A 26,747-nucleotide genomic window follows, 5' to 3' on the forward strand; every position below is an offset into this window, starting at 1 on the left:
AGTAGCGTCAGAACCTACGGTTGCGTAGGTTCAGGCGGCGGCACGGGAGGCGATCTTTCATGACGATGTTCGGACTGGACGAGATACCCGTCAAACCACGTATGCGCGGCTGGATTCACCTGTACGCGTTCGGCGTGGCGGTGGTGTGCGCGATCACTCTCGTCACGCTCGCGTTCAGCATGGTCTCGGTCAGTGCGGGTGTGGCCGTGAGCGTGTATTCCATCACCGTCTGCGGCGTGTTCGGGGTCAGTGCCACCTACCATCGCGTGCACTGGAAGACCACGGCGTCGCAGATCTGGATGAAGCGCGCCGATCATTCGATGATCTTCCTGTTCATCGCAGGTAGCTACACCCCGTTCGCGGTGTTGGGCCTACCCGCCTCGACCGGACGCACGTTGCTGATCGTCGTCTGGGTCGGGGCCCTCGCCGGGGTTGCCCTGAAGATGTTGTGGCCCACCGCTCCCCGATGGGTCGGGGTACCGCTGTACCTGCTCCTCGGCTGGGCGATCGTCCCGGTCGCACCCGCGCTGATCGACCACGTCGGCTATGCACCGTTCGTGTTGCTGCTCGTGGGCGGAGTCTTCTACAGCATCGGAGCCGTGCTGTATGCCACCAAGTGGCCGAATCCATGGCCGACGACCTTCGGCCATCACGAGTTCTTCCACGTAGCAACGGTATTGGCGGCAACCTGCCACCTTGTTGCCGTGTGGCTCGTACTGTTCTGATCGCCCTCAGGTGGTTCGGGATGCCTTGTCTCGATACATCAGCGCGTCGGCGCGCTGAATCAGCGCTTCTCTCGACTCCCCCGGCTCACGCACCGCAACGCCCACACTCACCGACACCCCGAGCAGACTCGATCCGAACGGCACCGGCTCGCCGCAGATCGCCGACCGCACCGATTCCGTGACTTCGGCGCTGTCGAGCCCCATCGGCCCGTCGAACGTCACGGCGAACACGAACTCGTCTCCTGCGTATCGGCCGACGACGCTTCCGCGCGGCGACCACTGGTGCAGTCGACGTCCCGCTGCCTCCAGCAGGGCGTCACCTGCCGGGTGACCGTGCGCGTCGTTGATCGATTTCAACCGATCGACGTCGACGAAGGCCAGGGCAACCGGCAGATCCTCGACGATCCATTCGTCGACGTGGGCGAGCAGGGGGCCTCGTCGCAGCAATCCGGTCAGTTCGTCGCGCTCGGCGCGATCGCGCCAACGAACGGTGTCGTCCACGACGGGATTGACCAGGTCCAGCAGTGCGACGATGAACCGTCGCCCCGCGATCATCGAGATTCCGACGTGCATCCAGCAGGAGACGACCTCTCCGTCGCCGCGCCGCACTCGGCGCAGAGCGCCGACCGGTCGACCGTGTTCGGTGGAGCCTGCGTCGGGGTAGCGGTGCTCGAGCTGGACCGCGATGCGCGTCGCGGACGCGCGATCCCCGAGCGGCACGAAATCTGCCACGGGTCGACCCACCATGTCGTCCACCGCGCACCCGAGCACGCCCTCGCACAGGATGTTGGCACCGACCACCTCGTACTGCATCGAATGCACCATGACCGCCATCGGAACCGCGGCCACGAACTCGGCGACGGCAGCGCGCTGTTCGTCGGTCACCGCCTCGTGCACGGTGTCCGCACGCATCACACCCTCATTCATGACACCTTCACTCATGACACCGTCGATCCATTGCTAGACGTTCGACCGCCCCAGGCCGGGGAAACTTCGGGCAACAGTACTGTTCCTCCGTCGAAGCATCGACGAGCGTCGTCACCTCTGCAGTGCGAACGACAAATCTTCGGCAGAGGTCACAGGACGGTCGCACACGAAGCCACGACACACGTATGCCGTTTCGAGGCCGTCGACGGGTGGACGGTCGGTCAGCAGTACCGACGAATCCGTCACGCCTGCCACCACCACGGAACCTCCCGGAGCGAGGGCCCGCGCAGCCGAGAGCAGCTCACCGCCGGGCGCCGTCGACACGGCGATCTGAATCGGACCACGAACGGACGCTTCGGCGACGGCCAGCCAGTGCCCACCGGACCTGGGCGCTCGTTCGAGAATCGAGGCCGATCGCGCCAACGACGCAGCCGCCAGTCTGCCGTAGCGCGCCGAGGAGTTGTGATCGACCAACGCAGCTGCGGTGAGCAGCGCCTCGGCCATCGTGGATGCGCCCGACGGGGTGGCCCCGTCGATCGGGTCGCGAGGCCGGGTCACGAGAGTCTCGGCATCGTCGGCGGTGTCGAACCACCCGCCCACGTCGTCTGGGTCCGCGAAGTGGTCGATCGCAGCATCGATGATCGACGTCATGCGCTCGGTCCAGACTGCGTCTCCGGTGGCCTGGAACAACGCTGCCGCAGCGACCGCGAGACACGCGTAGTCCTCGAGCACGCCGGTGGCCTCGCCGACTGCGCTGCCGAGCGAGGCGCGGCGGATCCGGCCAGACTCGACATGTCCGGCGAACAGTTGCTCGCCGCACTCGACTGCCGCGTCGACCCAGCGCGGCTGCCCCAGACCGGTACCGGCCTCGACCAGTGCGGTGATCGCCAACCCGTTCCAGGCGGTGACGACCTTGTCGTCGCGGCCGGGTTGCGGCCGAGTCGAGCGAGCGGCAGACAATGTGCTGCGCACCCGTGCGAACCGGTCGTAATCCTCGGGTTCGGCGGGCAGCTGCAGTACCGACATGCCGGCCTCGAACGTGCCTGCCGAGTTCACCGCGAACAATCCGGCTGCCCAGACACCGTCCTCGAAGCCGAGGGTCTCGGTCAGTTGTTCCGGAGTCCACGCGTAGGTCAGACCCTCGATACCTTCGGTGTCGGCATCGAGTGCCGACGCGAAACAGCCGTTCTCCGTGCGTAATTCGCGGAGAATGAACTCCGCAGTGTCCGACGCCACCCGCCGGGCGAGTGCATCCTCGTCGACCCGGGCTGCGTGCGCGTAGAACCGCAACAGCAGAGCGTTGTCGTAGAGCATCTTCTCGAAGTGCGGGACGACCCACTCGGCATCGACGGAGTAGCGCGCGAATCCACCGCCCAGCTGGTCGTAGATGCCACCACGCGCCATCGCCGACGCGGTACGGCGAACGACGCCGAGGACCTCGGAATCGCCGGTGCGCTCGTAGTGCCGGAGCAGACCTTCGAGCAGCGCGCCGGGTGGGAACTTCGGTGCCCGGCCGAAGCCGCCGTAGGTGGTGTCTTCGTCGGCGCAGATCGCCGAGACCGAGGCCGCCAGCGCATCGGCGTCGATCGGGCGACCGCCTGCGGGCACGCCTGCACTGTGCTTGCGCAGTTCGGCGACGATGTCGGCGGAGGCGTCGAACACCTCCTGTCGCCGCGTCGACCAGGTGTCGGCGATCGCGGTGAGCAACTGCTGGAACGACGGCATTCCCTGACGCGGGGCCGGTGGAAAGTACGTGCCGCAGTAGAACGGTTCGGTGTCGGGGGTCAGGAAACACGTCATCGGCCACCCGCCTTGGCCGGTCATTGCGACGGTGGCCTTCATGTACACCGAGTCGAGGTCGGGTCGTTCTTCGCGATCGACCTTGATGCACACGAAATGCTCGTTCATCAGTGCCGCGGTCGCCTCGTCCTCGAACGACTCGTGGGCCATGACGTGGCACCAATGGCACGCCGAGTATCCGATCGACAGCAGGATCGGAACATCGCGATCGCGGGCCGACTGCAGAGCCTTCGGTCCCCACTGCTGCCAGTGCACCGGGTTGTCCGCGTGCTGCCTCAGATACGGGCTGGTGGACTCACCCAGGGCATTGGCGTCGAGCATCAGGGCTCGTCGGAGACGGCGGGTTTGGGTCGATTCTGTTCCGGTGGAAATGGATCTGCAATCCCGCCGCGGTCGGTGCCCTCGTCGAGGGCCTGATCCAACGTCGGATCCTCCTTCTCGAACGTGGCGGGCAGACGCTTGATCTTCTTGTTCATGGACCAGATCAGCAGTGCCGTTCCGACCAACAGCGCGACCAGGATCACCAGACCGATCGGCGAGGACTTGCCGAATTCGGGACCGGTGGGCTGCTGGGCGAGGATCGAAACGATCATTTCTCGGTCTCTTCTATTCCGGCGAACAGGTCCGTCTCGGGCAGCGACGTCGTGACCCGAGTGCGGGCCAGCTCGAACTCCTCGGTGGGCCACAGCTTGCGTTGTACGTCCAGCGGCACAGCGAAGAACGACCCGTTGGGATCGATCTGCGTCGCGTGTGCGCGTAGTGCGTCGTCGCGATGCTCGAAGTAGTCGCCGACGGTGACCTGCGTGGTGATACGACCCATGATCTCGTCGCGCTGGCCGTCCCACCGCTTCAGCCAGTCGACGAACGGGCTCTCCTCACCGCGGTCGATGAACCAGTCGTGGAAGAGCTGCATGCGCTTACGAATGAACCCGTGCGAGTAGTAGAGCTTGAGCGGAGTCCAGGGCTCACCCGCGTCGGGGAACCGTTCGGGATCCCCCGCTGCCTCCCACGCCGCCATCGAGACCTCGTGGCAGCGAATGTGGTCCGGGTGTGGGTAGCCGCCTCTCTCGTCGTAGGTGGTGATGACGTGCGGCTTGAACTCGCGCACCACCTTCACCAGGGCCTCGGTGGAGACCTCCAGCGGAACCAGCGCGAAGCAGCCGTCCGGAAGCGGCGGCAGAGGATCGCCCTCGGGCAACCCGGAGTCCTCGAAGCCGAGCCAGGTCTGCCGAACGCCGAGGATACGGGCGGCCTCGGCCATCTCCTCGCGTCGAACATCACGGATGCGCTCGTGCACTCCCGGAATGTCCATCGCCGGATTGAGGATGTCGCCCCGCTCGCCGCCGGTGAGCGTGACGACCAGAACCTCGTGTCCTTCGGCCGCGTAGCGAGCCGTTGTCGCAGCACCTTTGCTGGACTCGTCGTCGGGATGGGCATGCACTGCCATGAGCCGCAGTCCGGACACGTTCTTCCTCACCTCGGATTCGCCTGGTTCTTGCCTCACCTATAGTTCCACCTGACGCCGACAGGCCCCCAGCGGCACCCCCGAATCGACCCCGAGAGCTGACATGACCAACGCACTTCCCGCAGGTAGATACCCGTCGGGTTCCGGTCCGAGCGGCATTCGGCAGGCCCCGAAACGTGCGACGAAGATCGCACTCGTGGCCTTGGTCCTGCTGGTCGGCACAGGCGTGGCCTACTACGCGTACAGCAAGTTCTCGGTCAAACCCATCGAAGGCAGTCAGCTCTCGTTCGACATCGTCGACGAGAACACGATGTCGATCCGGTTCAGCGTGACCCGGCAGGATCCCGAGCAACCGGCCGTGTGCATCGTTCGCGCCCGATCGCGCGACGGCTCCGAGACCGGCAGACGCGAGGTGTACATCCCCCCGGAGTCGGCGTCCACCACCGTGGAGATGACCACCGAGGTGACGACGTCGGCCGCCCCTGCCGTCGGCGACGTCTACGGCTGCAGCCTCGATGTTCCCGAATATTTACGAGCCCGATAGGCGAACTGCCTGTTCGTGGTAAGCTCGGGTCATACACGGCCACCGCAGAAGGTGCCGTGTATTGCTGCATTGCGGGCAGGGTTCACCTGCGAACGATGACGACGGCTCCAGGATGTGGGCCGACCAAGGGGATCCAACCATTGGAGTCCCCTGTTCGTTGCGTGCCCTACCTGCTCAGAAACCGGAATCCGAACTCGAGATTCCGACTACGAGGGAGTGATCGAGATGACCGAGACCCAGGTGACCTGGCTTACCCAGGAATCACACGACAGGCTCAAGAGCGAACTCGACCAGCTCATTTCCAATCGCCCCGTCATCGCCGCCGAGATCAACGAGCGTCGCGAAGAGGGCGATCTGAAGGAGAACGGCGGCTACCACGCTGCGCGCGAAGAGCAGGGCCAGCAGGAAGCACGTATCCGCCAGCTGCAGGAGCTGCTCAACAACGCGAAGGTCGGCGAGGCACCCACTCAGTCCGGTGTCGCCCTTCCCGGGTCCGTCGTCAAGGTCTACTACGACGGCGACGAGTCCGACACCGAGACGTTCCTGATCGCCACTCGCGAAGAGGGTGCCCGCGACAACAAGCTCGAGGTGTACTCCCCCGCGTCACCGCTGGGCGGATCGCTCATCGACGCCAAGGTCGGCGACACCCGCGAGTACACGCTGCCCAACGGCAAGACCATGAAGGTCACGCTCGTCAGCGCGGAGCCGTACCACACGTAAGCCTTCTCGCAGAGGGAAAAGCACCCCCGGTCGCCGAGCGACCGGGGGTGCTTCTGCGTGGATGTCAGGCGGTCATCGTCTTCTGGTACTTGCGTACCGACAGCGGCACGAACACCACGAGCATCAACACGACCCAGATCAGTGTGTAGAGCACGGGGTTCTGCAGTGGCCACACCTCCGGCGGCGGTGCCATCGGGTTGGTGTTGCCGAACTGCTCTCGCACTGCCAACGTCACCGACGAGATCGGATTCCACTCCGCGATCGTCTTGAGCACGCTCGGGAAATTGTCGATCGGAACGAAGGTGTTGGCGATGAACGTCAACGGGAAGATCACGATGAACGACGCGTTGTTGAAGATCTCCGGCGAACGCACCGTAAGCCCCACCAGCGCCATCACCCACGAGATCGAGTACGCGAACAGCAGCAGCAACACGTACCCGAGCAGAGCGTCGAAGAACGAGGACGTTATGCGCCAGCCCACGATGAGTCCGGTGATCGACATGATCGTGATGGTGACGAGGTTGTTGCCGACATCCGCCGCGGTGCGCCCGATGACGACTGCCGACCGTGCCATAGGCAGCGATCGGAACCGGTCCATCACACCCTTCTGCAGGTCCTCGGCCAGCGACGACCCGGTGAGCGAAGCACCGAAGATCATCGTCTGCACGAAGATGCCACCCATCAGGAAGCTCTTGTAGTCGATGCCGGGTACGTCGATGGCACTGCCGAAGACGTAGGCGAAGAGCAGCACGAACATGATCGGCGAGAGCATGGCGAAGAACAGCAGATCGGGAACTCGCTTGAGCTTGATCAGGTTTCGCTTCGTGATGATCGCGGAGTCCAGGAAAACGTTGCTCATTTCTCTTCCTCCGCCGTCTCGGGCTCGCCGGTGGTCTGACCGGTCAGGCTCAGGAACACATCGTCGAGGTTGGGCCTGCGCAGTCCGACGTCGACCACACCGATTCCGTTTTCCTCCAGCTGGGCCAGTGCAGTGGCAAGGTCTTTCGAGCCTCCGTTGACCGGCATGACGATTCGGCCCACCTGTTCGTCGAACGTGGGCGGTTCGACGCCGATCGGAGCCAGAATCCGTTCGGCCTGATCGACCTGGGACCGATCGGTGAGCACGAATTCGACTCGCTCGCCGCCGGTTTGGGCCTTGAGCTCGTCTGCTGTGCCGCGGGCGATGATCTTGCCCTTGTTCAGCACGATGATCGAATCGGCCAGTCGATCGGCCTCCTCGAGGTACTGGGTGGTCAACAGAATGGTCGTACCGTCGCGGACGAGATCCGCGATGAACTCCCACATGGTGATTCGGCTACGTGGATCGAGTCCGGTGGTCGGCTCGTCGAGGAACACCACCCGCGGTCGACCGATCAGGCTGGCTGCGATGTCGAGTCGCCGACGCATACCACCGGAGTACTGCTTTGCGGTGCGGTCACGCGCGTACTGCAGGTCGAACCGTTCGAGCAGTTCGTCGGCGCGCTTCTTCGCCTCGGCCTTGCGTAGGCCGAACAGTCGGCCGACCATCTCGAGATTCTCGTAGCCGGTCAGGTACTCGTCCACGGCCGCGAACTGACCGGTCAGCCCGATCGTGCTGCGCACCTCGTTGGCCTGCGTCGCCACGTCGAGCCCGAAGATTCGGGCCGAGCCCGACGTCGCCTGCAACAAGGTGGCGAGAATGCGGACCGCCGTGGTCTTCCCGGCACCGTTGGGGCCGAGCACACCCAGCACCGTGCCCTCGGGAACGGTGAAATCGATCCCGTCGAGCGCGACGTTCTTGCCGTACCGAAGTACGAGGCCCTCTACTTCTATAGCGTTCGCCATTGCCCTATCCCCGTTTCTTTCCTGGTCGGTGTAAGGACCTCCGAACGCGTAGAGATTAACCGGTTTTGATCGGACCCGGCGTCCACAGGCCCGAACGCTGGACCTCTTCGGCTGTGATCTGCGCCGCCTGCGCCGACTCGTCGTACGGGATGTACTGCTCGATCGATCCCCAGTCGCGATCCCAGTCGCCGGCCAGATACGACGGAATGGTGCGGGCCGAGGCGACGATGTCGATCCATCCGAGTGGCCCGCCGCCGTAGTGGTCCTGCCACGCATTGGTGATGACGGCACCGCTGCGGTCCGGCAGCACCCGATACTGCGGAACCTCGGCGACGCCGAGGCGGTGGTCGAACGGACGCTGGCAGGGGAAGTTGAAGCCGACTTCCCAGTCCAGCAGCACCGGAGCGTCACGGCCGACGACCTCGTTCAACGTCTGAGTACGCGGAACTCGCGGCGGGGTGACCGCCAACCACTGGTCGGGATCGCGATCGGCGTCGGTGAGCACCAACCGAATGGTGTTGGCACCGGCCGGAATCTGGTCCATGGGCACGCGCAGATTGCGCCACGACGGCGCCGGGCCGATGTCGATGGGCGTCACGCGTCCCTGCGCCCGGCCGTCCACGCCGTACTCGAGTTCGAGGCTCTGGCCGTAGGTGACGATGCCGTCGGAGTCCACCGACCGGATGCGTCCGGCAGCGGCGATGGAGATCAGGTCGCCGGGATCGGCGGGCAGTGCGTACCACCCTGTCGTCAGGGTGGCGGGGGCAGTGGACCCGAACGAACCGAGCACGGGCACAGTGGCCGGATCGAGGCCGAACGGCAGTGCGCTGCCGCCGGTTCCGGCACCGGTGGTAGACGTCGGCTGCTGCTGCTCTCCGGTGTCGACGGTGTTCGAGGTGCCCGACGCCGAGGATTCCTTGTCTGCGGTGAGGTCGCCCGCCACACCATCGGGGGTGAACCCGTCGTTCTCTGCGCTCAGTGCGGCAAACGCGTCTCCGGTGACCGGTTGCAGCACATCGGCATTGGGGTCGGTTTCCAGCAGTACGTCGTTCGCAAGACCACACGTGTTTCCGGTCAGCGCCGTGAGATTCGATTTCGCGATCGAGTACGACGGCCATTGCGCCACAGCGCCCTTGGCCATCGACGCGACGGCCACCAGCACCATCAGAGCGGCCCCGACAGCGATCGGTGGCACCGACCACCATCGCGCCATCGGTTTGGCGGTGAGCACATACGGCTCGCGGAGGTGGAACCAGACGGCAGCGAGCAACAGCAGCAGGGTCAGGCCGAGGAACATGGTCGAGATGCCGAGGCCGGCAACGAGGATCGGCTTGTCCCAGAACGGAACTCCCCATGCGGAGACGTACCAGTAGCCGTTGGTTCCGGTGAACGCGACGGCCAGTAGAAACGAGACCGACGCGGCGAACAGGAGTCGGTTGCGCCGCGATCGCAGTACCGCCGCACCGGTCGCCACGGCTGCCAGTACCGCAACCGATGCGGCGAGTCCGGCGAAGACACCGAAGTGGTGGGTCCACTTGGTGGGGGTGATCATCATCAAGGCCATCGCCCCGACGGTGATGCCGACGATGCGACGCGCGGGACCGGTTGCGGTGCCGGGGATCTTGCCGCCCTTGCGCAGCATGGCAACGACCACCGCGATCAGCGAGACGATCATCACGAACACCCCGAAGCGGCGCGCGAGCGAGCCGTCGATGTCCATGTTCATCAGCCACTGGTAGCGCAGGTACTCGTCGAACCAGGCCTGGCTCGGCCCGACCGCGTTGTGCACCCGTTGCATCTCGAGCATGCCGGCCACGGTCTGGTTGCCGAATGCGAACACCAGCACCACGGTGCCCGACGCGATCAACGGGGCCAGCAACGTCGCCGCGCCCAGTGTTGTACTGCGGAACTGCCGAGCGCGGGCGACGACGATCTGCAACACCGGCCTGGCTCCAGCTATGAGCGGAGCGAAGCAGATGAAACCGGAGGGTCCGTGGGTGACCGTCAACGCCGCGATGAGAATCGCCGCGGCCGCAGGCAGCAACCTGCGCGTTGCGATGGATCGCTCCACCGAGCACCACGTCAGCAACACTCCGAGCGCCACGAACGGCTCCGGGCGCAGGCCGTTGTTGTACGGCAGCCAGAACGCGAGCATCACCAGGCCACCGGTCCACAGCGCGGTCTTCGACGTGCGAGCAGCCGCACCGAACCGCGGGATCACCTCGCGACTGATGACGAGCCACAGCACCACGGCGCAGATCAGCGTCGGCAACCGCATCCACACACTGGCCGTCGATACGTGCGAGAGGAGGGCGAACATGTCGTACAGCGGTGTGCCGAAGGGTGTCTCGGGCACACCGAACCAGCGGAAGTAGTTGGCCATGTAACCGGCGTGATCGGCCGTGCGCGCCATGCCCAGCTGGTAGCCGTCGTCGGAGGTGTTCGCGCCGATAAGATGCCACACCACCAGCGTCCCGATCACCACCGCGTCGGCAGCGCCGAACGTCCACCAGCGACGAGGGAGGAACCGTCGAGCACGTCGGCCGTCGGACAGGTCGAGGCGGTGCAGCGCGACCAGTGAGATGCCCGTGGCGAGTACACCGACGATCATCGCGAACCACTTCAGCGCGCTCGGGGTCGACGAGAACCTGCTGTCCAGCTCTGCCTGCAGCTGCAGACCGGGAATGTTGCCCTGAAGATCGCTGAACACGCCCACCAACTGTGGCCGCACGTCGCCCTCGCGAGAGACGGTGTCTTCGCCCGTCAGCCCGACGGTGGTCGCCGTGCTGTTCGAGGTGATCGTCAAAGCGCAGTCGCCCGCAGTCGAAGGGCTGAGTTCCGATACCGGCTTCTCGAGGAGGACGGAATCACGCAACGTCACCTTCAACTGCGACGCCTCACCGCCCGTCACCTCGGCAACGAGACCGTAGCGATAGGCGTCGGGCGATCCCTTGGGCGAGGTGGACAACAACAGCCCGCCGTCGGGCAATCGGTTCGCGGCAGGGCACGGAATGGTCGCGTCGACGCTGATCGGGGTGTAACCGACGAGCGGAGCTTCGACACTGCCGATCGTGTTCGACTGCGGCCATGTCAGCGAGGACTGCTGCTGCTCGATCGGCAACAGCGGTATCGCGATCGTCAGCAGAATTCCCAGGACAGCGGAGACGATCGCGACAAGCCGAGCCATGCAAATATCTCCCACCGATGTCCTGGTCCAAGTCGCTGATCAAGGTACCAGTCGGGTCCGAGCGGGCCCGGCGCGTCAGTTCTCGACGTGCACGGCGTACCCGGCCGCGCCCAAGGCATCGAGCACCGAACCGCGGTGGTCGGGTCCGCGGGTCTCGACGGTCAACATCACGTCGACCTCCTCGAGGCCCAGGCGTCCGCCGGTACGGGAGTGGACGACGTCGACGACACTGGCCCCGGCATCGCGCACCACCCCGAGTACCCCGGTGAGTCCGCCCGGCTTGTCCGAAATGGTCACGCGTACAGCGAGATAACGTCCACCCGCTCGAAGGCCGTGAGTAATGACGTGAGTGAGCAGCAGTGGGTCGATGTTCCCGCCGGAGAGAATGGCACAGACGGAGCCGGTCAATCCGAGTTCGTCCGCAGAATGCGTCATCAGAGCTGCCACCGCCGCCGCGCCCGCCGGTTCCACTATGAGTTTCGCGCGCTCGATGCACAGCACCAACGCACGCGAGAGCGCATCCTCGCTGACGGTCACCACGTCGTCGACCCAGCCCTGCACGTGATCGAACGGCACCGATCCGGGCAGGCCGATCGCGATGCCGTCGGCCATCGTCGACATCGATGCCAACGCGATCGGATGCCCCGCCTTCAGCGACGCCGGCCATGCGGCAGCGCCCTCTGCCTGCACGCCGACGATCCTGATGCCGGGCTTGGTCAGCTTGACCGCTGCGGCGACACCGGCCAACAGGCCTCCGCCACCGGTGGGAATCACGATGGTGCCGACGTCCGGCATCTGTTGCAGCAGTTCGGTTCCCAGCGTCGCCTGCCCAGCGACGATGTCCAGGTGGTCGAACGGGTGAATGAGGGTGGCACCGGTGCGTTCGGCGAATTCCCTCGCCGACTTCAGCGCCTCGTCCACCGTGTTGCCCACCAGATGAACCGTCGCGCCGTAGGCCTTGGTGGCGACGAGCTTGGGCAACGACACTCCCACCGGCATGAACACGGTCGAGTCGATCCCCACCTGCGACGCCGCCCAGGCTACGCCCTGAGCGTGATTACCGGCGCTGGCCGCGACGACTCCGCGTGCGCGCTGCTCGGCGTCGAGCCTGGCGATGCGGTTGTACGCCCCGCGCGGCTTGAACGATCCGGTGCGCTGCAGGTTCTCGCACTTGAGGCGCACCTCGTGGCCGGTCAGGTCCGACAGAATTCGCGAGGCCACCACGGGGGTCCGGCGCATGACCGGCTCCAGCAGCTCCTCGGCCGAGGCGATATCCGACGCGGTCACCCGCACAATTTCCGACACGGTGGCAGTATGCCAGGAACAATTACTCTCGTGACGTCATCCGCCACCGGTCGTCACTACAGTTGTGGAGCGCGTGCCGCACCACAGCGAGCCGCGACCGGCGCAAAGGATTCTCGGTGATGACGCAGGCTGGATCCGACGATGTCGACAACGGCCGCGAGATGCGTGGCAGCGTCGAGATCAAGGATCGGGCCATTTCCCGGACCGCCATCGCGGCGACATTGAAGGATCCTCGGGTCACGCGCACCACCGGCGGCTTCTCGCGACTGACCGGCCGAGAACTGCCGCGCGCCGACGTCACCCTCGGCGAGGACACGATCGCCGTCAACCTCTACATCGGGGTGACCTGGCCGTCGCAGATCACCGAGGTGACCGAGTCCGTGCACGCCACCGTCGAGGCTGCGTTGGCGACGATGACGGGGCTGCACGTACATCGGGTGAACGTCCTGGTATCGGACACCACGTTGGACACAGGCTTCTCGTCCACTTCGAATACCGAAGAATCGCAAATCATTCCACCTCGTCCACCCACTGCCGGGCCGGCCGCGATGCCGGTGGCACTGTTGTTCGGGTTCGCACTCCTCGGTGTGGCCTTCGTCGCCGGCAGGGAATTCCTGATCGCGCACGGCCACCTCGGTGGTAGCCCGTGGATCGCCGACGCTGTGTCCTGGATCGCCCGATTGCACTGGCAGAGTTGGATGATCGCCGCCGCGATCGGAGCCGCCGTTCTCGGGCTGCTTCTCCTGTTCATGGGGGTCAAGCCACGAACGAAGACGCATTCCGGCCTGGGCGCGTCGGTGCCGACTGTCTGGGCCACACCGACCGACATAGCTCGATTGTGCAGTGCTGCAGCGCAGTCCACGCACGGAGTGGTGGATGCACACACCGTTGTCACGCGCAGGAAGATCGAGGTGCGAATAGAGCGTGACAGGGCTGTCGATGCCGAGCACGTGGACGCCACCGTGCGCGAGGCACTGGCTCCGACACTGTCGGTTGCTGCGGGCGGACGACGACTGACGGTGAAGCAGTCGGTGGCAGCTCCGACGAGGGTGTCGTGATGAAGACGTTCGTCGCCGGTGTGGACCGACTCCTTGTCATCGCGGTCGGAGTGGGCTTGATCGCGGGTGGCGGATTTGCGCTTGCCTGGCATTACGACATTCCGTGGGCGCGAGAAACGCTGTCTCACTTCGACCGTGTACGAATTTCGGAATTGCCGGAACAGGGCTGGTGGGTGCCGATGCTGGCTGTGGTTGTCTGCATCGCAGTTGTCATGGCACTGCTTCTGTTGATCGGCAACTTCTCCCCGCGCACGACCGGAACGGCAAGTGTCATCGAGGAACCCTATTTCTCGGCGCACGTGGACCTGAGCGCCATCGCATCGGGCGTCGCCGCGGAGTTGGCCGAGTTCCCCGGTGTTCGACGCGCCCGCGGTACGGCAATCGATGATCGAGGAATGCCCACCGTAGCCGTGTCCGTCTATGCTGCAGCAGATTTCGATGTCATGACATTCACCGCCCTGGCCGAATCACGAGCCGCCTTCGTGGCCGAATCACTCGCTGGAGCGCACGTCGCCACCCGCGTTCAATTGCACGTCGACAAGCGGCGGTAACGCGGCCGCGCGGCACTGCGACAGGCCCGGCCACCTGTCCCTTCTGTCGGATTCACCGGTACGGTGTCGGTACACGACCCGAAGCAGGGAAGATCCGCGGAACTCGACTCGAGTGGAAGGGAGTCCGACTCGATGGGGCGTAGGAACGGCGACTGGCTGTTGATTCTTCTCGAACCGGACTCGGCGGCGTGCGTGGTGGCTGTAGGGACGACGCAGAAGAGCAAGGTTCCCATGGCGGTGTTCCTGAGGAGGTCGTCCGACTCGATCCACGCACGTGATGCGGTTTCTCGGTGTGCAGAATCGGGCAGGGATGTGGACATCGAATGCGGGCCGGGCAGGTACGTCTCGGCCCGTCCGATTCGTGGGGACGACGGTACGGTCCAGGCGGTGTGGGCCAGACTGCATCCAGGCACGTGCGACTCCCCGCCGTCGAATGCTTGGGCCTTTCGCTGGAACCTGACTCGCGGCACTGCCCACTCCAAGGACTCCCCGGCGCTGAATGCCGATGTGGCGCACTTGTCGGTAGCAGAAGCGATGGCGACGTTGGATTTCGGATTGCGAGCCACCGACGTCCTCGCGATGCTGGTATCCAGCGCAGTCGGCGACACAGTGGATCTCGACGCCACCCAGCGTTGGACCACGGACGAGTTACATCGAATTCGGGTGCTGGCGCACACTACCGTCGAAGGCGAAGGTCGCTGTCTGCGCGGCATCGCAATCGACCGCGGTCCGTTCGTCATGAACTATCCATCCCCTACCGGAGTCCAGGAGACGATGAGCGGGCTCGTAGCGGGTGCCTCTGTCACCGCACGACACCACACCGCAATAGTCGATCTGTGCACGCTGGAAACCTTGTACTGGCACGGGCCGCCGCCGCCGTCCATCGCCTGGAATCTCGACCCGACCGACCCGCGACCGCGAGTGCACCCGGACGACGACGGAGCAGTCGAAACACTCGCGAAATCAGTGTCCCGGGCCGGCGGAGCAGGAGACGAACCGAGCATTACCGTCCGATTCAGAGACCGAGACGGCGGCTACACCACGCACACGGTGACCGCTTGTGCTCTGCCGATGCTCCCTGACGATACAGAACCTCGGCTCGCGCTGGTGACGGTGACCGAGGCCTGCATCTGATCGCGCGCAGCGCTGGCGCTTCGGCACCAACGGGTTTAAAGTTCGGTGTGTTACGCAAAGACTCGGTCAACGAGGCGTAACCCGCGACCTACCTTGTCTCTCTCGGGATGGTCCGCACAACTGCAGATCGCCGGACGAGCGTGCGCTCTCGTTCCAGGCCGATCCCATCGAGTACGCAACCGGCCCAGATCCGTTGTGGCACTGCACCCGGCTCGGTCCGAACGACAGCCGGCATCACGTCGCCGAATCGCCCCATACTCACGAACGGGAGACATCATGAACCGCATTTCAGCTCGGACTCGCACCGCCTCCATCGCCCTGATCGCCGGCTCGATGATCGCCGTGACGTCGATGAGCGGGGCCGCTGTTGCTCTTGCTCAACCCGCGCCACCCGCGGTGTCCTCCACCGTCGAGGAATTCGTCCCCGTGAGCGCAGAAGAAGTTGCCTCGCTCAATGCTTCGCTGGCAGAACAGGGCCGCAATCCACTCCCCGCCGGCACAGCCGGCTTTCAGATCAGCGATGATGCGACTGTGACGATCGTCGACGAGACCGGCAACGTCCTCGACAGGCAGCCGACTCCCACGGGACCTCAGGCGCGTGGAGTCACCGATGAAATCAAGCGAGTAGTCGGTGCCTGCCTCGGAATCGACTTCTTCGGCGCAGTCGGTGCTTGGGAGGCGATCGAAAGCCAAGTGAACTCGTGGGATGTCAATGGACATCGGGAAGTGACCACAGGCGGTCACGAGAACTGCCCATGGGTGGCCAACAAGAACTGACCGGTGGCGGACACGAATCTGCCCATGTCGGGTTTGTCCGCCACCGGTCGAGCATCATGTCAGGTCAAGGGTTTGACCCCCTGACCGTGCAGGGCTTGGGCGAGGCGGACCGAATCGCCGCTGGTTTGGCATAGGTGCGCGTGGTGCAGCAGCCGATCGACCGTTGCAGTGGCGAGGGTCTTGGGCATCAGTTCGTCGAACCCGCTCGGGTGAAGGTTCGAGGAGATCGCGACGGACTTGCGTTCGTAGGCTGCTTCGACGATTCGGTACAGCCCTTCGGCGGCATCGGTCCCGACGGGCAACAGCCCGACATCGTCGATCACGACGAGTTCGGCGCGCACGATCTTCGCGATCGCTTTGCCGAGTGAGTCGTCGGATCGGTGCGCGCGTACGAGGACCCCGATCTGCTCGAGGGTGAACCACGCGACCGGCATCCCCGCTTGGATCACGTTCTGTCCCAACGCTTCGAGGAAGAATGTCTTGCCTGTCCCGGCCGGCCCGCAGACCACCAGATTCTCGCGGCGATGCACCCATTCGAGGGTCTGCAGGGCATGCTGGGTGGGAAGCGGGATCGATGATGCGTTCTCGTCCCAGACCTCGAAGGTCTTCCCGGTGGGGAATCCCGCTGCTTTGCGGCGGGCGGTCAGCATCGATCGTGCCCGGCCGGCGGATTCCTCTGAGAGAAGCGCTTTGACGACCTCGGCGGGGTCCCAGCGTTGTGCTCGTGCGGTGGCGAGGACTTCGGCGGCGATGGACCTGGCATGCGGCAGGCGGAGTTGCCGCAGCAGCGTTTCGAGGTCGGTGGGGAGTTCCGCTGTGACGGTGTTCATCGCTGACCTTCGTTCGTCTCGTCGGCGGTTTTGTGTTCGATAGCGTTGCTGCCCAACAAGTTCCATCCTGATGTGCCTTGCGTGAGGGAGGTGGATTCGGATGCGCCGCGGCGGGTGAGGTCCATTCCCTTCGATGCGAGGATCGAGTCGAGGTCGCCGGTGGCGAAGCGGCCGTGCACCGCTGCGTGCCCGAGTGCCCAATCGACATCGCCCCGAACTCCGAGTCGCGCGAGATCGACCGCGTGCGACATTTTCAGGTATATCCGTTCGGTGCCGACCGCGGCGGCTTCCTTGAGCCATGTCGCGGCACCTTCCCCGATCGCGAGGAATTGCTGTTCGGATACTGTTCGCGCGCGGACGCTGTAGTCGCCGGGGATCCTCGGGTGATGTCCGGGGAAGTGGGCGTCGTCGATGGCGGGGCTGCCGGGTGTGGTGCGGGCGTGCCGGGCCACTTCGATCGGGCCACCGTCATCGAGAGCGCAGATGACGACCTCATCTGTCCCGTCGTGCAGTCTGACCCACACGCTCTGACCCAATAGTGTTGCTGGTGTCGAGTATTGGCAGTGATCGAAGGTGACCATCGGTGTGTTGTCGGGGACTCGGCGAGCGACTCCGAGGACTGCGGTGTGCGGCATGTCGGGGATACCGTGCAACTCGGGTCGTTCCTCGGCGAGCATCTCGTTCGGGACGCGGCGGGTGGCCCGATGTACTCGGGCGTTGATCTCGGTCATGAACGCCGTGCACGCGATTTCGACGTCGGCGAAGGTGGCGTACTGCTCGAGCAGGTTCGTCTCGGTGGGCACGATGTCGGCTTTGGCGAGTTTGACAGCGTTCTCCACTCCGCCTTTCGATGCAGGGTCCGCCGGTTGGCAGGTCAGCACGGTGATTCCGTAGTACCGACCGAAGGTGACCGCGGTGCGATTGCGGATCGGGACGCCGGCGACGTGGCCGGCGGTAACGGTCTTTTCGTTGTCGGTGAGCAGGTAGGTCGGTGCGCCGCCGATGATGCGGAAGACCCGGTCCAGGCCAGCGAAGACGCTCGCTGCGGTGCGGTCGCGTAGTGGGACCACGATGCGGTAGCGGCACCAGGCCAGCCAGGCGACGAGGAGCACGATCTTGCGGCCGTCGACGACCGGGCCGTCTCCGAAGTCGTACTGCAGCCACAGTCCTGGTTCGGTGATCCATGGCCGGTGCACTCTCGTATTGCCCAGTCTCCATTGGGTTTTGATTTCGGCGAGGGCGCGTCGAGTGGTGCGGTCGGCACCGGTGTAGCCGAGTGCGAGAAGTTTCTCGTGGGCTTTGTCGCCGCGGATCTTGCCCTTGGATTTGGAGACCCACTCTTCGAGGTATTCGAGCCAGTCGTCGGTGATTTTGGTTCGGTGGGTGGCCGGTGGCAGGCCGGCGTCTCGGTCTTCGACGGCCTTTTTCACGGTGTTGTGGGAGCAGCCGCACAAGTCTGCGGCGGCCCGCAATGATCCGGTCAGGTCGTATGCATTGAGTATGTCCATCAGTTCTCCGTCAGACTTCACGTGGTCTCTCCTGCGGTGGATTCGATACGGACTAGGCATCGGTATCGAAACCGCAGGAGAGGCCTCCTCGGCGCTGACGCGCCGAGAGGATGGGTGTGGTCTGGGCAGATTCGTGGCCACAGGCGGTCACATTCGTGGCCGCGAGTGGTCAGTTCTTATCGGCCGTCAGTGGGCATATTCATGGCCGCCTGTGGTCAGTTTTTCATGGCCGCCGACAGTGGGACAAGGCTGCCAAGTTCGTCCTGAGGCGAGTCGGCCTGATCGCGGCATTGTCCTGCGGCGGCGGAATATTCGCGGAGTACCTACTCTGACATGCCCTTCTCCCCAGGAAAGGAACCAATGCCATGACAGCTCCCACCCGAAACAAGTTCGAGCGATGGTCCGGCGGGATGCCCCTCGCCGCCCCTGTGGCATTCGGAGCCGTGCTGTTGATCGTCAGTGTCTCGTCGAAGCTCGGCGGCAGCTCCCTCTTCTTCTTCGCCCCTCTTGCCTTCGTCACTTCGGGAACGATGGTGTGGCTCGGAGCCCGACGTGATCCGACGCGAGACCACCTCGCTCACGTCACGGTCGGGTCGGGACTGCTGGTGGGATGCGGCGTCGTCGTCGCCGTGTGTGGTCTCGCAGGCGGTCTCATGCTGGACTCACCGACGTTCTGGGCGTCCATAGCCGTCGTTGCAGCACTTGCGGCACCGATCAGCGCAGGCATCAGTCCGTTCTCGTCGCCGAAGGGTTAGTGCCTGCGGCAGTGGTGTGCTTATGTGCCACCTGGGGCACATAAGCACACCACTGCCCACGGCATCTACAACCGCGGGTCCACCGGCTCCGATTCCAGTGCCAGGACCGCGAATACGGCCTGGTGAATGCGATACAGCGGCTCATCGCGCACCGATCTGTCCAGCGCTTCCATTCCCAGCGCGTATTCGCGTAGGGCCATCGACTGTTTGTGTCCCACGTTTCGCTTGCGCAATGCAGTCAGTCGATCCGGGTCGGTGTAGTCGGCGCCGTAGATCAGCCGCAGGTACTCCCGGCCGCGAACCTTCATGCCGGGCTGCATCTTTCCGCGTGGAGCGTTCGCTCCCGGTTTGACGACCATGCCCTCGCCGCCCTCCGCCGTCAACTCCTCCCACCACTTCTCCCCTGCCGCAACCGAATCCGGCTTCGACAGGTCGACCTCGATTCGACGGGTAGTGGCGAACACCCCGGGAGCTGCTGACACCAATCGGTCGGCAACGTCGAGGTGCCACGAGTGCGGACGATCCGCATACGTCTCGACGTTCGACGCCAGCACCTGAAACGGCGCGATCCGAACTCCGTCGAGTCCGTCCGTCCGCCAGACGTACCGCCGATATGCGTCGGTGAACTCGCCCAGGTTGCCCTGCCGAACGGTGTTGCGTTCCTGCAACTCCTGCACATCCAGACCGCGTGATCCGGCCGACGCAAGCACCGCCGCCTCGGCCCCGAGATTCGCCCGAGACACCGCAGCGACCGCGGCGTACTCGGTCTTGATCAGGCCCTCCGCTTTGGCAGACCACGGCATCAATTCGCAGTCGAGAATCAGCCAGCTCGAGGCCAATTCGTCCCACACACCGGCCTTTTCGATCGCGTCGGACACCCCGGAGATCAGCTCACCGGTGAGCGACTCGTCGAACACCGGACGCCCCGTCCGCGTGTACGCGGTGCCGAGCACTCCCTCCGGCGCATCGAACTTCTCCCGCGCGGTGCCAGCATCTCGACACACCACCACGACCACCCGCGAGCCCATGTGCTTCTCCTCGCAGATCACCGTCGACGCTCCGAGCGCGCGATACGCGTCGAATGCCTCCGTCGGATACTCGAGATAACCCTCGCGCTCCGATGTTGCACTCGGAGCCATGGTCGGCGGCAGATAGTGCAGCCACTGCGGAGCCAGCGCGAACCGACTCATCACTTCCAGTGCGCCCGCAGCGTTCTCCGGCCGAACCGATACCCGCCCACGCAGCGACGTCTCGACGCCCGTCGGACCGATGACGTCGGACAGATCGAGCGACGCTGCATCCCGCGTGAACGCGCCCATCGGGCGGGCAGGCTCGTACCAGACCTTCTCGGCCGGAACCGACACCACCTCACGCTCCGGATAGCGCAGCGCCGTGAGCTTCCCGCCGAAGACGCATCCCGTATCGAGGCACGCAGTGTTGTTCTCCCACTCCACTTCCGGCACCGGCGTGTGCCCGTAGAGCACCGTCGCCGAGCCCCGATAGTCCTGCGCCCACGGATACCGCACCGGCAGGCCGAATTCGTCGGTCTCGCCGGTGGTGTCACCGTAGAGAGCAAAGCTTCGAACCCTGCCCGACGCCCGGTTGTGGTACTTCTCGATCAGTCCGGCGTGCGCGACGACGAGCTTGCCGCCGTCGAGCACGAGGTGCGCGACGAGGCCGTCGCAGAACTCGACAACCTCGCGGCGGAATTCGTCGGATTCCGATTCGAGCTGTTCGAGAGTCTCGGCCAGACCGTGCGACGTGGTCACCTTCCGGCCCCGCAATGCCTTGACGAGCTTGTTCTCGTGATTGCCCGGAACTGCCAATGCCGTTCCGGAACCGACCATTCCCATGACGAGCCGCAGGACTCCCACCGAGTCCGGTCCGCGGTCGACGTAGTCACCGACGAACACCGCGGTACGACCGGGCGGCGACGTCGCATCGACCGGGCGACCGGCATCGTCCCGCTCGATCGTGTAACCCATTGTCGTGAGTAGACTTTCGAGCTCGCCGAGGCAGCCGTGGATATCGCCGATCACGTCGAACGGTCCCGTGAGCTCGCGGCGATCACTGCGCAGCGGGGTGCGAACGAACTGCGCCGACGCCACCGCCTCGACACCGCCCAGTACGTGGACCGAGCGGAAACCTTCCTTGGACAGGCCCCGCATCGAGCGTTGCAACTGGGACTGCTGGCGGCGCAGCACGTCTCGGCCGAACGTCCTGTCGGTTCGCTCCGCGTTCCGCTGTGCACACACCGATTCCGGCACATCGAGTACGACGGCCACTGGGAGTACATCGTGTTCACGAGCCAGCGCAATCAGTGCTTTGCGCGCAGTCGGTTGGACGTTCGTCGCATCGACGACGGTGAGCAACCCGGCCCGAAGCCTGATTGCAACGAGAAATTCCAGCAGCGCGAACGCGTCCTTGGTTGCGCTCTGCAGATTGGGGTCGTTGCTCACCATCCCTCGGCAGACATCGCTGGACACCGTCTCGTACGGGCCGAAATGCTGCGCGGCGAACGACGACTTGCCGGAGCCGCTGATACCCACGAGTACGACGAGGGACCGATCCGGAATGTCGAAGGTACTCATCGGGACTGCTCCTCTCGGGTGAAGACGGCCATCTGGGTCGGGGTGCCGTGCATGTCGTCGACAGGGCCGATTCCCTCGACGCGCACCTCATAGGCATGTTCACGTGCCACCGACGAACCCCATTGCTCGAACTGAGCGCGGGTGAACTCGAATCGGTGGTCGACGTGACGGAAGGTTCCCGGTACGAGACCGGGATAGAGCACGTTGTACTCGGAGTTGGGTGTGGTGACGAGAACCGTTTGCGGACGCGCCTGAAGAAACACCGAACGCACCAACGCCGGAAGCCGGTCGAGATCCACGTGTTCGATGACCTCCATCAGCACCATCGCGTCGAATCCGTGCAACCGGACGTCGCGGTACGTGGCGGAAGACTGGACCAACTCGATCCGAGCGCGCTGCCGATCGGACATGTCGTCCAGACGCAGCCTGCGGTGAGCCTTGGCAAGTGCCCGATCACTCACGTCGGCACCGACAATACGGTCGAAGTCGTTGTTTGCGAACAGCTCTCGCAGCAGGCGACCCTCACCGCAACCGAGGTCGATCACCGACTTCGCGCCGACGCCTTTCAGTGCCGCAAGTACGGCACGCACCCGCTGCTCGGCCAACGTCGGATCTCGCGGAGTGGCAACGTCGTCGGGCGCATCCGGGACGAGCCGGTCCAACGCCGACGCCACGAGTTCGCGACGGTGCGCCAGGTAGCGGGAGGTAATCAATGTCGACTCCGGGTGATCTCCCAGCCAATCCCCTGCTGCGCGAACGAGTTTGTCCGCCTCGTCCTCGCCCACCCAGTAGTGCTTCCCGTCGTCGATCACAGGAAGAAGAACGTACAGGTGCCGCAGCGCAGCCGACAGCGTGAACGTGCCGGTGAGAACCAGATCGATGTACTCGGAGTCGCCCCACTCCGGCTGCCTCGAATCGAGCGGAATGGGCGTAGCGTCGACACTCCAGCCGAGGGGACCGAAGAGCCGACCCGCGAGATCGGTTCCGCCCCGCGACGGCGCTGCAGGCAGAGACACAGTCAGATCGATTGCAGCAGAGACCAGTTCAAGCCTCCCGGTACACACGCCGGCCAGCGTCTGCTTGAACAGTCTCGACAGCGCTACCGCCAGTGCGGAAGCGGCGTCGGCATCGGCGAGAACTGCGACGGTGGTGCGCTCGGCCGAGACCTCGGGATACAGCACCGTGGTGGCACCCATCGGCAGGTTCCAGCTCTGCACGCGATCGGGATGCTTGTGCAACAAATACCCGATGTCGGAGGCGTCCGGGAAATCGGTTGTGGCATTTGCAGTCACGGTCAGTAGCACCGCAGCGACGTTACGGGACAGCCGCGTCCGATGCGTCCCCTTTTTCCGGGTGCCACCTCGGGCCGCGTCAATGGACCACTGCATACGTCTGAGCGGTGCAAGGGTCCATTCACCCACGGAGGGTGGCCGCCTCGGACCGCGTCAATGAACCACTGCATACGTCTGGGCGGTGCAATGGTCCATTGACGCCGACGGGGCGAACGCAAAAGCGGCACCCCCCATTCGGGTGAGTGCCGCTTCAGGTACAGCTGGTGGAACTAGATCACTTGACGATCTTCGTGACGCGACCGGCTCCGACGGTACGACCGCCCTCGCGGATTGCGAAACGGAGGCCGACATCCATGGCGACCGGCTGGATCAGCGTGACGGACATCTCGGTGTTGTCACCGGGCATGACCATCTCGGTGCCCTCGGGAAGGGTCACGACGCCCGTAACGTCCGTGGTACGGAAGTAGAACTGCGGGCGGTAGTTGTTGAAGAACGGCGTGTGGCGGCCGCCCTCGTCCTTCGAGAGGATGTAAGCGTTGCCCTCGAACTCCGTGTGGGGAGTCGTGGTGCCCGGCTTGATGATGACCTGTCCACGCTCGACGTCTTCGCGCTTGATGCCACGAACGAGGAGGCCGACGTTGTCGCCTGCCTGACCCGAGTCGAGCAGCTTGCGGAACATTTCGATTCCGGTGACGGTGGTCTTGGTCGAGCCGGGGCGGATGCCGACGATCTCGACCTCTTCGTTGACGTTGACCGAGCCGCGCTCGATACGTCCGGTGACCACGGTGCCACGGCCGGTGATGGTGAAGACGTCCTCGACGGGCATGAGGAACGGCTTGTCGGTCTCACGGACCGGGTCCGGGACGGAATCGTCGACGGCCTGCATGAGCTCCAGAACCGACTCGCCCCACTTCTCGTCACCCTCGAGTGCCTTGAGTGCGGAGACCTTGATGACCGGTGCGTCCTCGTCGAACTCCTGCGAAGCGAGGAGCTCGCGGACCTCCATCTCAACGAGCTCGATGATCTCGTCGTCGTCGACCATGTCGGCCTTGTTCAGTGCGACCAGGATGTACGGAACACCGACCTGGCGGGCGAGCAGTACGTGCTCGCGGGTCTGCGGCATCGGGCCGTCGGTTGCTGCCACGACCAGGATTGCGCCGTCCATCTGTGCCGCGCCGGTGATCATGTTCTTGATGTAGTCGGCGTGACCCGGTGCATCGACGTGCGCGTAGTGGCGCTTCTCGGTCTGGTACTCGACGTGGGAGATGTTGATCGTGATACCACGAGCCTTCTCCTCCGGAGCCTTGTCGATCTGATCGAAAGCCGATGCCTCGTTCAGGTCCGGGAACTTGTCGTGCAGAACCTTGGTGATTGCAGCCGTCAGCGTCGTCTTACCGTGGTCAACGTGACCGATGGTGCCGATGTTGACGTGCGGCTTCGTCCGATCGAACTTCGCCTTCGCCACTGTGTGTCCTCCTGGACTGATCTGTGCGTACCCCTGCGGGGCAAGCACGCGTATGTGTTGTTTCTTATTACAGGTCGAGCGTGGTCCAGCAAGCGGAGAGAATTACTCTCCGTTCACCTTCGCGATGATTTCCTTCGCGACGTTCGCGGGAACTTCTGCGTACGAATCGAAGACCATGGAGTAGTTTGCGCGGCCCTGCGTCTTCGACCGAAGGTCTCCGATGTAGCCGAACATCTCCGACAGCGGAACCAGTGCCTTGACGATACGGGCACCGCTGCGTTCCTCCATGGCCTGAATCTGACCACGGCGGGAGTTCAGGTCGCCGATGACCTCACCCATGTAATCCTCGGGCGTGATGACCTCGACGGCCATGACGGGTTCGAGAATGACGGGGCTGGCCTTGCGAGCGGCTTCCTTGAACGCTTGTGAGCCGGCGACCTTGAAGGCCATTTCCGACGAGTCGACGTCGTGGTACGCACCGTCGAGCAGTGTGACCTTGACGTTGACCAGGGGGTATCCGGCGAGAACACCGTACTGCATGGCGTCCTGAGCACCTGCGTCGACCGAGGGGATGTACTCCCTGGGCACACGACCACCGGAGACCTTGTTCTCGAACTCGTAGGTCGCACCGTCTTCGCCCTCGAAAGGCTCGAGCTTGATGATGACCTTCGCGAACTGGCCGGAGCCACCGGTCTGCTTCTTGTGGGTGTAGTCGTGCTTGTCGACCGTCTTGCGGATGGTCTCGCGGTACGCGACCTGCGGCTTGCCGACGTTGGCCTCGACCTTGAACTCGCGACGCATACGGTCGACGAGGATGTCGAGGTGCAACTCGCCCATGCCGCCGATGACGGTCTGGCCGGTGTCCTCGTCCAGCTTCACCGAGAAGGTGGGATCCTCTTCGGCGAGCTTCTGGATTGCTGTTCCCAGCTTCTCCTGGTCGGACTTGGTCTTCGGCTCGATCGAGACCTGGATGACCGGGTCCGGGAAGCTCATGGACTCGAGGATGATCTGGTTCTGCGGATCGCAGAGCGTGTCACCCGTCGTGGTGTCCTTGAGGCCGATGACGGCGTAGATGTGACCGGCAGATGCGGTCGCGATCGCGTTCTCCTTGTTGGAGTGCATCTGGAAGAGCTTGCCCAGACGCTCCTTCTTGCCCTTGGTCGAGTTGATGACCTGAGCGCCGGAGTCGACCTTGCCCGAGTACACCCGGACGTAGGTCAGCTTGCCGAAGAAGGGGTGAGTCGCGATCTTGAACGCGAGAGCTGCGAACGGCTCGTCTGCGGACGGCTTGCGAGTGATCTCCTTCTCCTCGTCGCCGACGGCGTGTCCGATGGTCTCGGCAACGTCGAGGGGAGACGGGAGGTAGTCGATGACCGCGTCGAGCATGGGCTGAACGCCCTTGTTCTTGAACGCGGATCCACACAGGATCGGGTACAGCTCGCTGTTGACCGTCATCTTGCGGATGGCGCCCTTGATCTCGTCGATCGTGAGCTCTTCGCCACCGAAGTGCTTCTCCAGAAGCGCTTCGTCGGACTCGGCCACGGTCTCGAGCAGCATGGTGCGGTACTCGTCCGCGCGCTCCTTGAGGTTTTCCGGGATCTCCTGGATCTCGTACTTCTCGCCGAGCTTGGTCTCGCCACTCCACACGAGAGCCTTCATCTGCACGAGGTCGATGACGCCCTCGAAGTCGTTCTCAGCGCCGATGGGCAGCTGGATGACCAGCGGCTTGGCTCCGAGACGATCGATGATGGTCTGCACGGTGTAGTAGAAGTCCGCGCCGAGCTTGTCCATCTTGTTGACGAAGCAGATGCGCGGCACGTCGTACTTGTCGGCCTGACGCCAGACCTGCTCGGACTGCGGCTCGACACCTTCTTTGCCGTCGAACACTGCGACTGCGCCGTCGAGGACGCGGAGCGAACGCTCCACCTCGACGGTGAAGTCGACGTGACCGGGGGTGTCGATGATGTTGATCTGGTTGTCGTTCCAGAAGCACGTCGTGGCAGCAGAGGTGATCGTGATGCCACGCTCCTGCTCCTGCTCCATCCAGTCCATGGTGGCTGCGCCATCGTGAACTTCACCGATCTTGTACGAGATACCGGTGTAGAAGAGGATGCGTTCGGTAGTGGTGGTCTTGCCGGCATCGATGTGGGCCATGATGCCGATGTTGCGGACCTTGAGTAGGTCGGTCAGCACGTCCTGTGCCACGAGTTAACCCGCCTTGGTGTTGGAAGAGGTATTGCCTGAGCTGATCAACGCTCCGGCGGCATCGGATAGTTCCGAATACCGCCC

Annotated in this window: 22 protein-coding genes; 8 read left to right on the forward strand and 14 right to left on the reverse strand. The window is 64.3% G+C overall.

The window, feature by feature from the left end; genetic code table 11:
- Window positions 1-59: 59 nt before the first annotated feature.
- Window positions 60-725, forward strand: coding sequence for a hemolysin III family protein (locus AYK61_RS23565; protein ID WP_121873343.1), 666 nt, complete (start codon window positions 60-62; stop codon window positions 723-725).
- Between the two features lie 6 nt (window positions 726-731).
- On the opposite strand, the gene AYK61_RS23570 is transcribed toward AYK61_RS23565, so the two are convergent.
- From AYK61_RS23570 to mca, 4 genes are all read right to left on the reverse strand, one after another.
- A complete protein-coding gene (locus AYK61_RS23570) occupies window positions 732-1,652 on the reverse strand; it encodes a GGDEF domain-containing protein (RefSeq protein ID WP_183130522.1) in 921 nt (306 codons plus the stop codon).
- Window positions 1,653-1,763: 111 nt separating this feature from the next.
- Window positions 1,764-3,773: a thioredoxin domain-containing protein gene (locus AYK61_RS23575; RefSeq protein WP_121873345.1), complete on the reverse strand. Its 2,010-nt coding sequence runs from the start codon at window positions 3,771-3,773 to the stop codon at window positions 1,764-1,766.
- The gene (locus AYK61_RS23580) at window positions 3,773-4,045 is read right to left on the reverse strand and encodes a hypothetical protein (RefSeq protein WP_121873346.1); all 273 of its coding nucleotides are present in this window, start codon (window positions 4,043-4,045) and stop codon (window positions 3,773-3,775) included. Before AYK61_RS23580 ends, AYK61_RS23575 begins: the two co-directional genes overlap by 1 nt.
- A complete protein-coding gene (gene mca / locus AYK61_RS23585; RefSeq protein ID WP_183130553.1) occupies window positions 4,042-4,917 on the reverse strand; it encodes a mycothiol conjugate amidase Mca in 876 nt (291 codons plus the stop codon). The genes AYK61_RS23580 and mca overlap by 4 nt, the downstream gene beginning before the upstream one ends.
- Before the next feature lie 103 nt (window positions 4,918-5,020).
- Here mca and AYK61_RS23590 point away from each other — a divergent pair, with 103 nt between their 5' ends.
- Together AYK61_RS23590 and greA are read left to right on the forward strand one after the other, a co-directional pair.
- The gene (locus AYK61_RS23590) at window positions 5,021-5,461 is read left to right on the forward strand and encodes a DUF4307 domain-containing protein (protein ID WP_121873347.1); all 441 of its coding nucleotides are present in this window, start codon (window positions 5,021-5,023) and stop codon (window positions 5,459-5,461) included.
- A gap of 225 nt (window positions 5,462-5,686) precedes the next feature.
- Complete coding sequence (greA, locus tag AYK61_RS23595; RefSeq protein ID WP_032394210.1) at window positions 5,687-6,181, forward strand: transcription elongation factor GreA; 495 nt, start codon at window positions 5,687-5,689, stop codon at window positions 6,179-6,181.
- 64 nt (window positions 6,182-6,245) lie between these two features.
- Here the strand turns inward: greA and AYK61_RS23600 are convergent, their stop codons facing one another.
- From AYK61_RS23600 to ilvA, 4 genes are all read right to left on the reverse strand, one after another.
- Entirely contained in the window at window positions 6,246-7,040 is a 795-nt protein-coding gene (locus AYK61_RS23600) for an ABC transporter permease (protein WP_121873348.1), read from the reverse strand.
- On the reverse strand, window positions 7,037-8,005 hold the full coding sequence (locus AYK61_RS23605) for an ATP-binding cassette domain-containing protein (protein ID WP_121873349.1): 969 nt from the start codon (window positions 8,003-8,005) through the stop codon (window positions 7,037-7,039). The genes AYK61_RS23600 and AYK61_RS23605 overlap by 4 nt, the downstream gene beginning before the upstream one ends.
- 55 nt (window positions 8,006-8,060) lie before the next feature.
- Complete coding sequence (locus tag AYK61_RS23610; RefSeq protein WP_121873350.1) at window positions 8,061-11,192, reverse strand: arabinosyltransferase domain-containing protein; 3,132 nt, start codon at window positions 11,190-11,192, stop codon at window positions 8,061-8,063.
- Window positions 11,193-11,267: 75 nt separating this feature from the next.
- Window positions 11,268-12,431: a threonine ammonia-lyase gene (ilvA, locus tag AYK61_RS23615; RefSeq protein ID WP_220709182.1), complete on the reverse strand. Its 1,164-nt coding sequence runs from the start codon at window positions 12,429-12,431 to the stop codon at window positions 11,268-11,270.
- A 185-nt stretch (window positions 12,432-12,616) separates the two neighbouring features.
- Between ilvA and AYK61_RS23620 the strand changes: the two genes are divergently transcribed.
- From AYK61_RS23620 to AYK61_RS23635, 4 genes are all read left to right on the forward strand, one after another.
- Window positions 12,617-13,555, forward strand: a complete 939-nt coding sequence (locus AYK61_RS23620) for a DUF6286 domain-containing Asp23/Gls24 family envelope stress response protein (protein ID WP_121873352.1) — start codon at window positions 12,617-12,619, stop codon at window positions 13,553-13,555.
- Window positions 13,555-14,106: a hypothetical protein gene (locus AYK61_RS23625; RefSeq protein WP_121873353.1), complete on the forward strand. Its 552-nt coding sequence runs from the start codon at window positions 13,555-13,557 to the stop codon at window positions 14,104-14,106. The genes AYK61_RS23620 and AYK61_RS23625 overlap by 1 nt, the downstream gene beginning before the upstream one ends.
- Before the next feature lie 132 nt (window positions 14,107-14,238).
- Complete coding sequence (locus AYK61_RS23630) at window positions 14,239-15,240, forward strand: GAF domain-containing protein (RefSeq protein ID WP_128645659.1); 1,002 nt, start codon at window positions 14,239-14,241, stop codon at window positions 15,238-15,240.
- 276 nt (window positions 15,241-15,516) lie between these two features.
- Window positions 15,517-16,017, forward strand: coding sequence for a hypothetical protein (locus tag AYK61_RS23635; RefSeq protein ID WP_147458396.1), 501 nt, complete (start codon window positions 15,517-15,519; stop codon window positions 16,015-16,017).
- Between the two features lie 59 nt (window positions 16,018-16,076).
- On the opposite strand, the gene istB is transcribed toward AYK61_RS23635, so the two are convergent.
- Entirely contained in the window at window positions 16,077-16,847 is a 771-nt protein-coding gene (gene istB, locus AYK61_RS23640) for an IS21-like element helper ATPase IstB (RefSeq protein ID WP_094665458.1), read from the reverse strand.
- Entirely contained in the window at window positions 16,844-18,376 is a 1,533-nt protein-coding gene (istA, locus tag AYK61_RS23645; RefSeq protein ID WP_094665460.1) for an IS21 family transposase, read from the reverse strand. Before istA ends, istB begins: the two co-directional genes overlap by 4 nt.
- Before the next feature lie 344 nt (window positions 18,377-18,720).
- Between istA and AYK61_RS23650 the strand changes: the two genes are divergently transcribed.
- The gene (locus AYK61_RS23650; RefSeq protein ID WP_128645657.1) at window positions 18,721-19,110 is read left to right on the forward strand and encodes a hypothetical protein; all 390 of its coding nucleotides are present in this window, start codon (window positions 18,721-18,723) and stop codon (window positions 19,108-19,110) included.
- A 65-nt stretch (window positions 19,111-19,175) separates the two neighbouring features.
- Here the strand turns inward: AYK61_RS23650 and AYK61_RS23655 are convergent, their stop codons facing one another.
- The 4 genes from AYK61_RS23655 to fusA all read right to left on the reverse strand — a co-directional run bounded on the left by AYK61_RS23655 (window position 19,176) and on the right by fusA (window position 26,663).
- Window positions 19,176-21,701, reverse strand: coding sequence for a polynucleotide kinase-phosphatase (locus tag AYK61_RS23655; RefSeq protein ID WP_121873357.1), 2,526 nt, complete (start codon window positions 21,699-21,701; stop codon window positions 19,176-19,178).
- On the reverse strand, window positions 21,698-22,993 hold the full coding sequence (locus tag AYK61_RS23660; RefSeq protein ID WP_259468255.1) for a 3' terminal RNA ribose 2'-O-methyltransferase Hen1: 1,296 nt from the start codon (window positions 22,991-22,993) through the stop codon (window positions 21,698-21,700). The genes AYK61_RS23655 and AYK61_RS23660 overlap by 4 nt, the downstream gene beginning before the upstream one ends.
- Window positions 22,994-23,267: 274 nt before the next feature.
- Window positions 23,268-24,458 carry an elongation factor Tu gene (gene tuf / locus AYK61_RS23665; protein WP_032380840.1) on the reverse strand — a complete coding sequence of 397 codons (1,191 nt, stop codon included), beginning with the start codon at window positions 24,456-24,458 and terminating at the stop codon, window positions 23,268-23,270.
- A gap of 102 nt (window positions 24,459-24,560) precedes the next feature.
- Entirely contained in the window at window positions 24,561-26,663 is a 2,103-nt protein-coding gene (fusA, locus tag AYK61_RS23670) for an elongation factor G (RefSeq protein WP_121873359.1), read from the reverse strand.
- Window positions 26,664-26,747 lie beyond the last annotated feature (84 nt).

Origin of the sequence: Rhodococcus sp. SBT000017, assembly GCF_003688915.1 — a bacterium.
Classification (GTDB): Bacteria; Actinomycetota; Actinomycetes; order Mycobacteriales; family Mycobacteriaceae; genus Rhodococcoides.

Coding starts and splice junctions, on each gene's coding strand:
- AYK61_RS23565 (WP_121873343.1), top strand. CDS start 60: ATGACGATGTTCGGACTGGACGAGATACCCGTCAAACCACGTATGCGC.
- AYK61_RS23570 (WP_183130522.1), bottom strand. CDS start 1,652: ATGAATGAGGGTGTGATGCGTGCGGACACCGTGCACGAGGCGGTGACC.
- AYK61_RS23575 (WP_121873345.1), bottom strand. CDS start 3,773: ATGCTCGACGCCAATGCCCTGGGTGAGTCCACCAGCCCGTATCTGAGG.
- AYK61_RS23580 (WP_121873346.1), bottom strand. CDS start 4,045: ATGATCGTTTCGATCCTCGCCCAGCAGCCCACCGGTCCCGAATTCGGC.
- AYK61_RS23590 (WP_121873347.1), top strand. CDS start 5,021: ATGACCAACGCACTTCCCGCAGGTAGATACCCGTCGGGTTCCGGTCCG.
- greA (WP_032394210.1), top strand. CDS start 5,687: ATGACCGAGACCCAGGTGACCTGGCTTACCCAGGAATCACACGACAGG.
- AYK61_RS23600 (WP_121873348.1), bottom strand. CDS start 7,040: ATGAGCAACGTTTTCCTGGACTCCGCGATCATCACGAAGCGAAACCTG.
- AYK61_RS23605 (WP_121873349.1), bottom strand. CDS start 8,005: ATGGCGAACGCTATAGAAGTAGAGGGCCTCGTACTTCGGTACGGCAAG.
- AYK61_RS23610 (WP_121873350.1), bottom strand. CDS start 11,192: ATGGCTCGGCTTGTCGCGATCGTCTCCGCTGTCCTGGGAATTCTGCTG.
- ilvA (WP_220709182.1), bottom strand. CDS start 12,431: ATGCGCCGGACCCCCGTGGTGGCCTCGCGAATTCTGTCGGACCTGACC.
- AYK61_RS23620 (WP_121873352.1), top strand. CDS start 12,617: ATGACGCAGGCTGGATCCGACGATGTCGACAACGGCCGCGAGATGCGT.
- AYK61_RS23625 (WP_121873353.1), top strand. CDS start 13,555: ATGAAGACGTTCGTCGCCGGTGTGGACCGACTCCTTGTCATCGCGGTC.
- AYK61_RS23630 (WP_128645659.1), top strand. CDS start 14,239: ATGGGGCGTAGGAACGGCGACTGGCTGTTGATTCTTCTCGAACCGGAC.
- AYK61_RS23635 (WP_147458396.1), top strand. CDS start 15,517: ATGAACCGCATTTCAGCTCGGACTCGCACCGCCTCCATCGCCCTGATC.
- istB (WP_094665458.1), bottom strand. CDS start 16,847: ATGAACACCGTCACAGCGGAACTCCCCACCGACCTCGAAACGCTGCTG.
- AYK61_RS23650 (WP_128645657.1), top strand. CDS start 18,721: ATGACAGCTCCCACCCGAAACAAGTTCGAGCGATGGTCCGGCGGGATG.
- AYK61_RS23655 (WP_121873357.1), bottom strand. CDS start 21,701: ATGAGTACCTTCGACATTCCGGATCGGTCCCTCGTCGTACTCGTGGGT.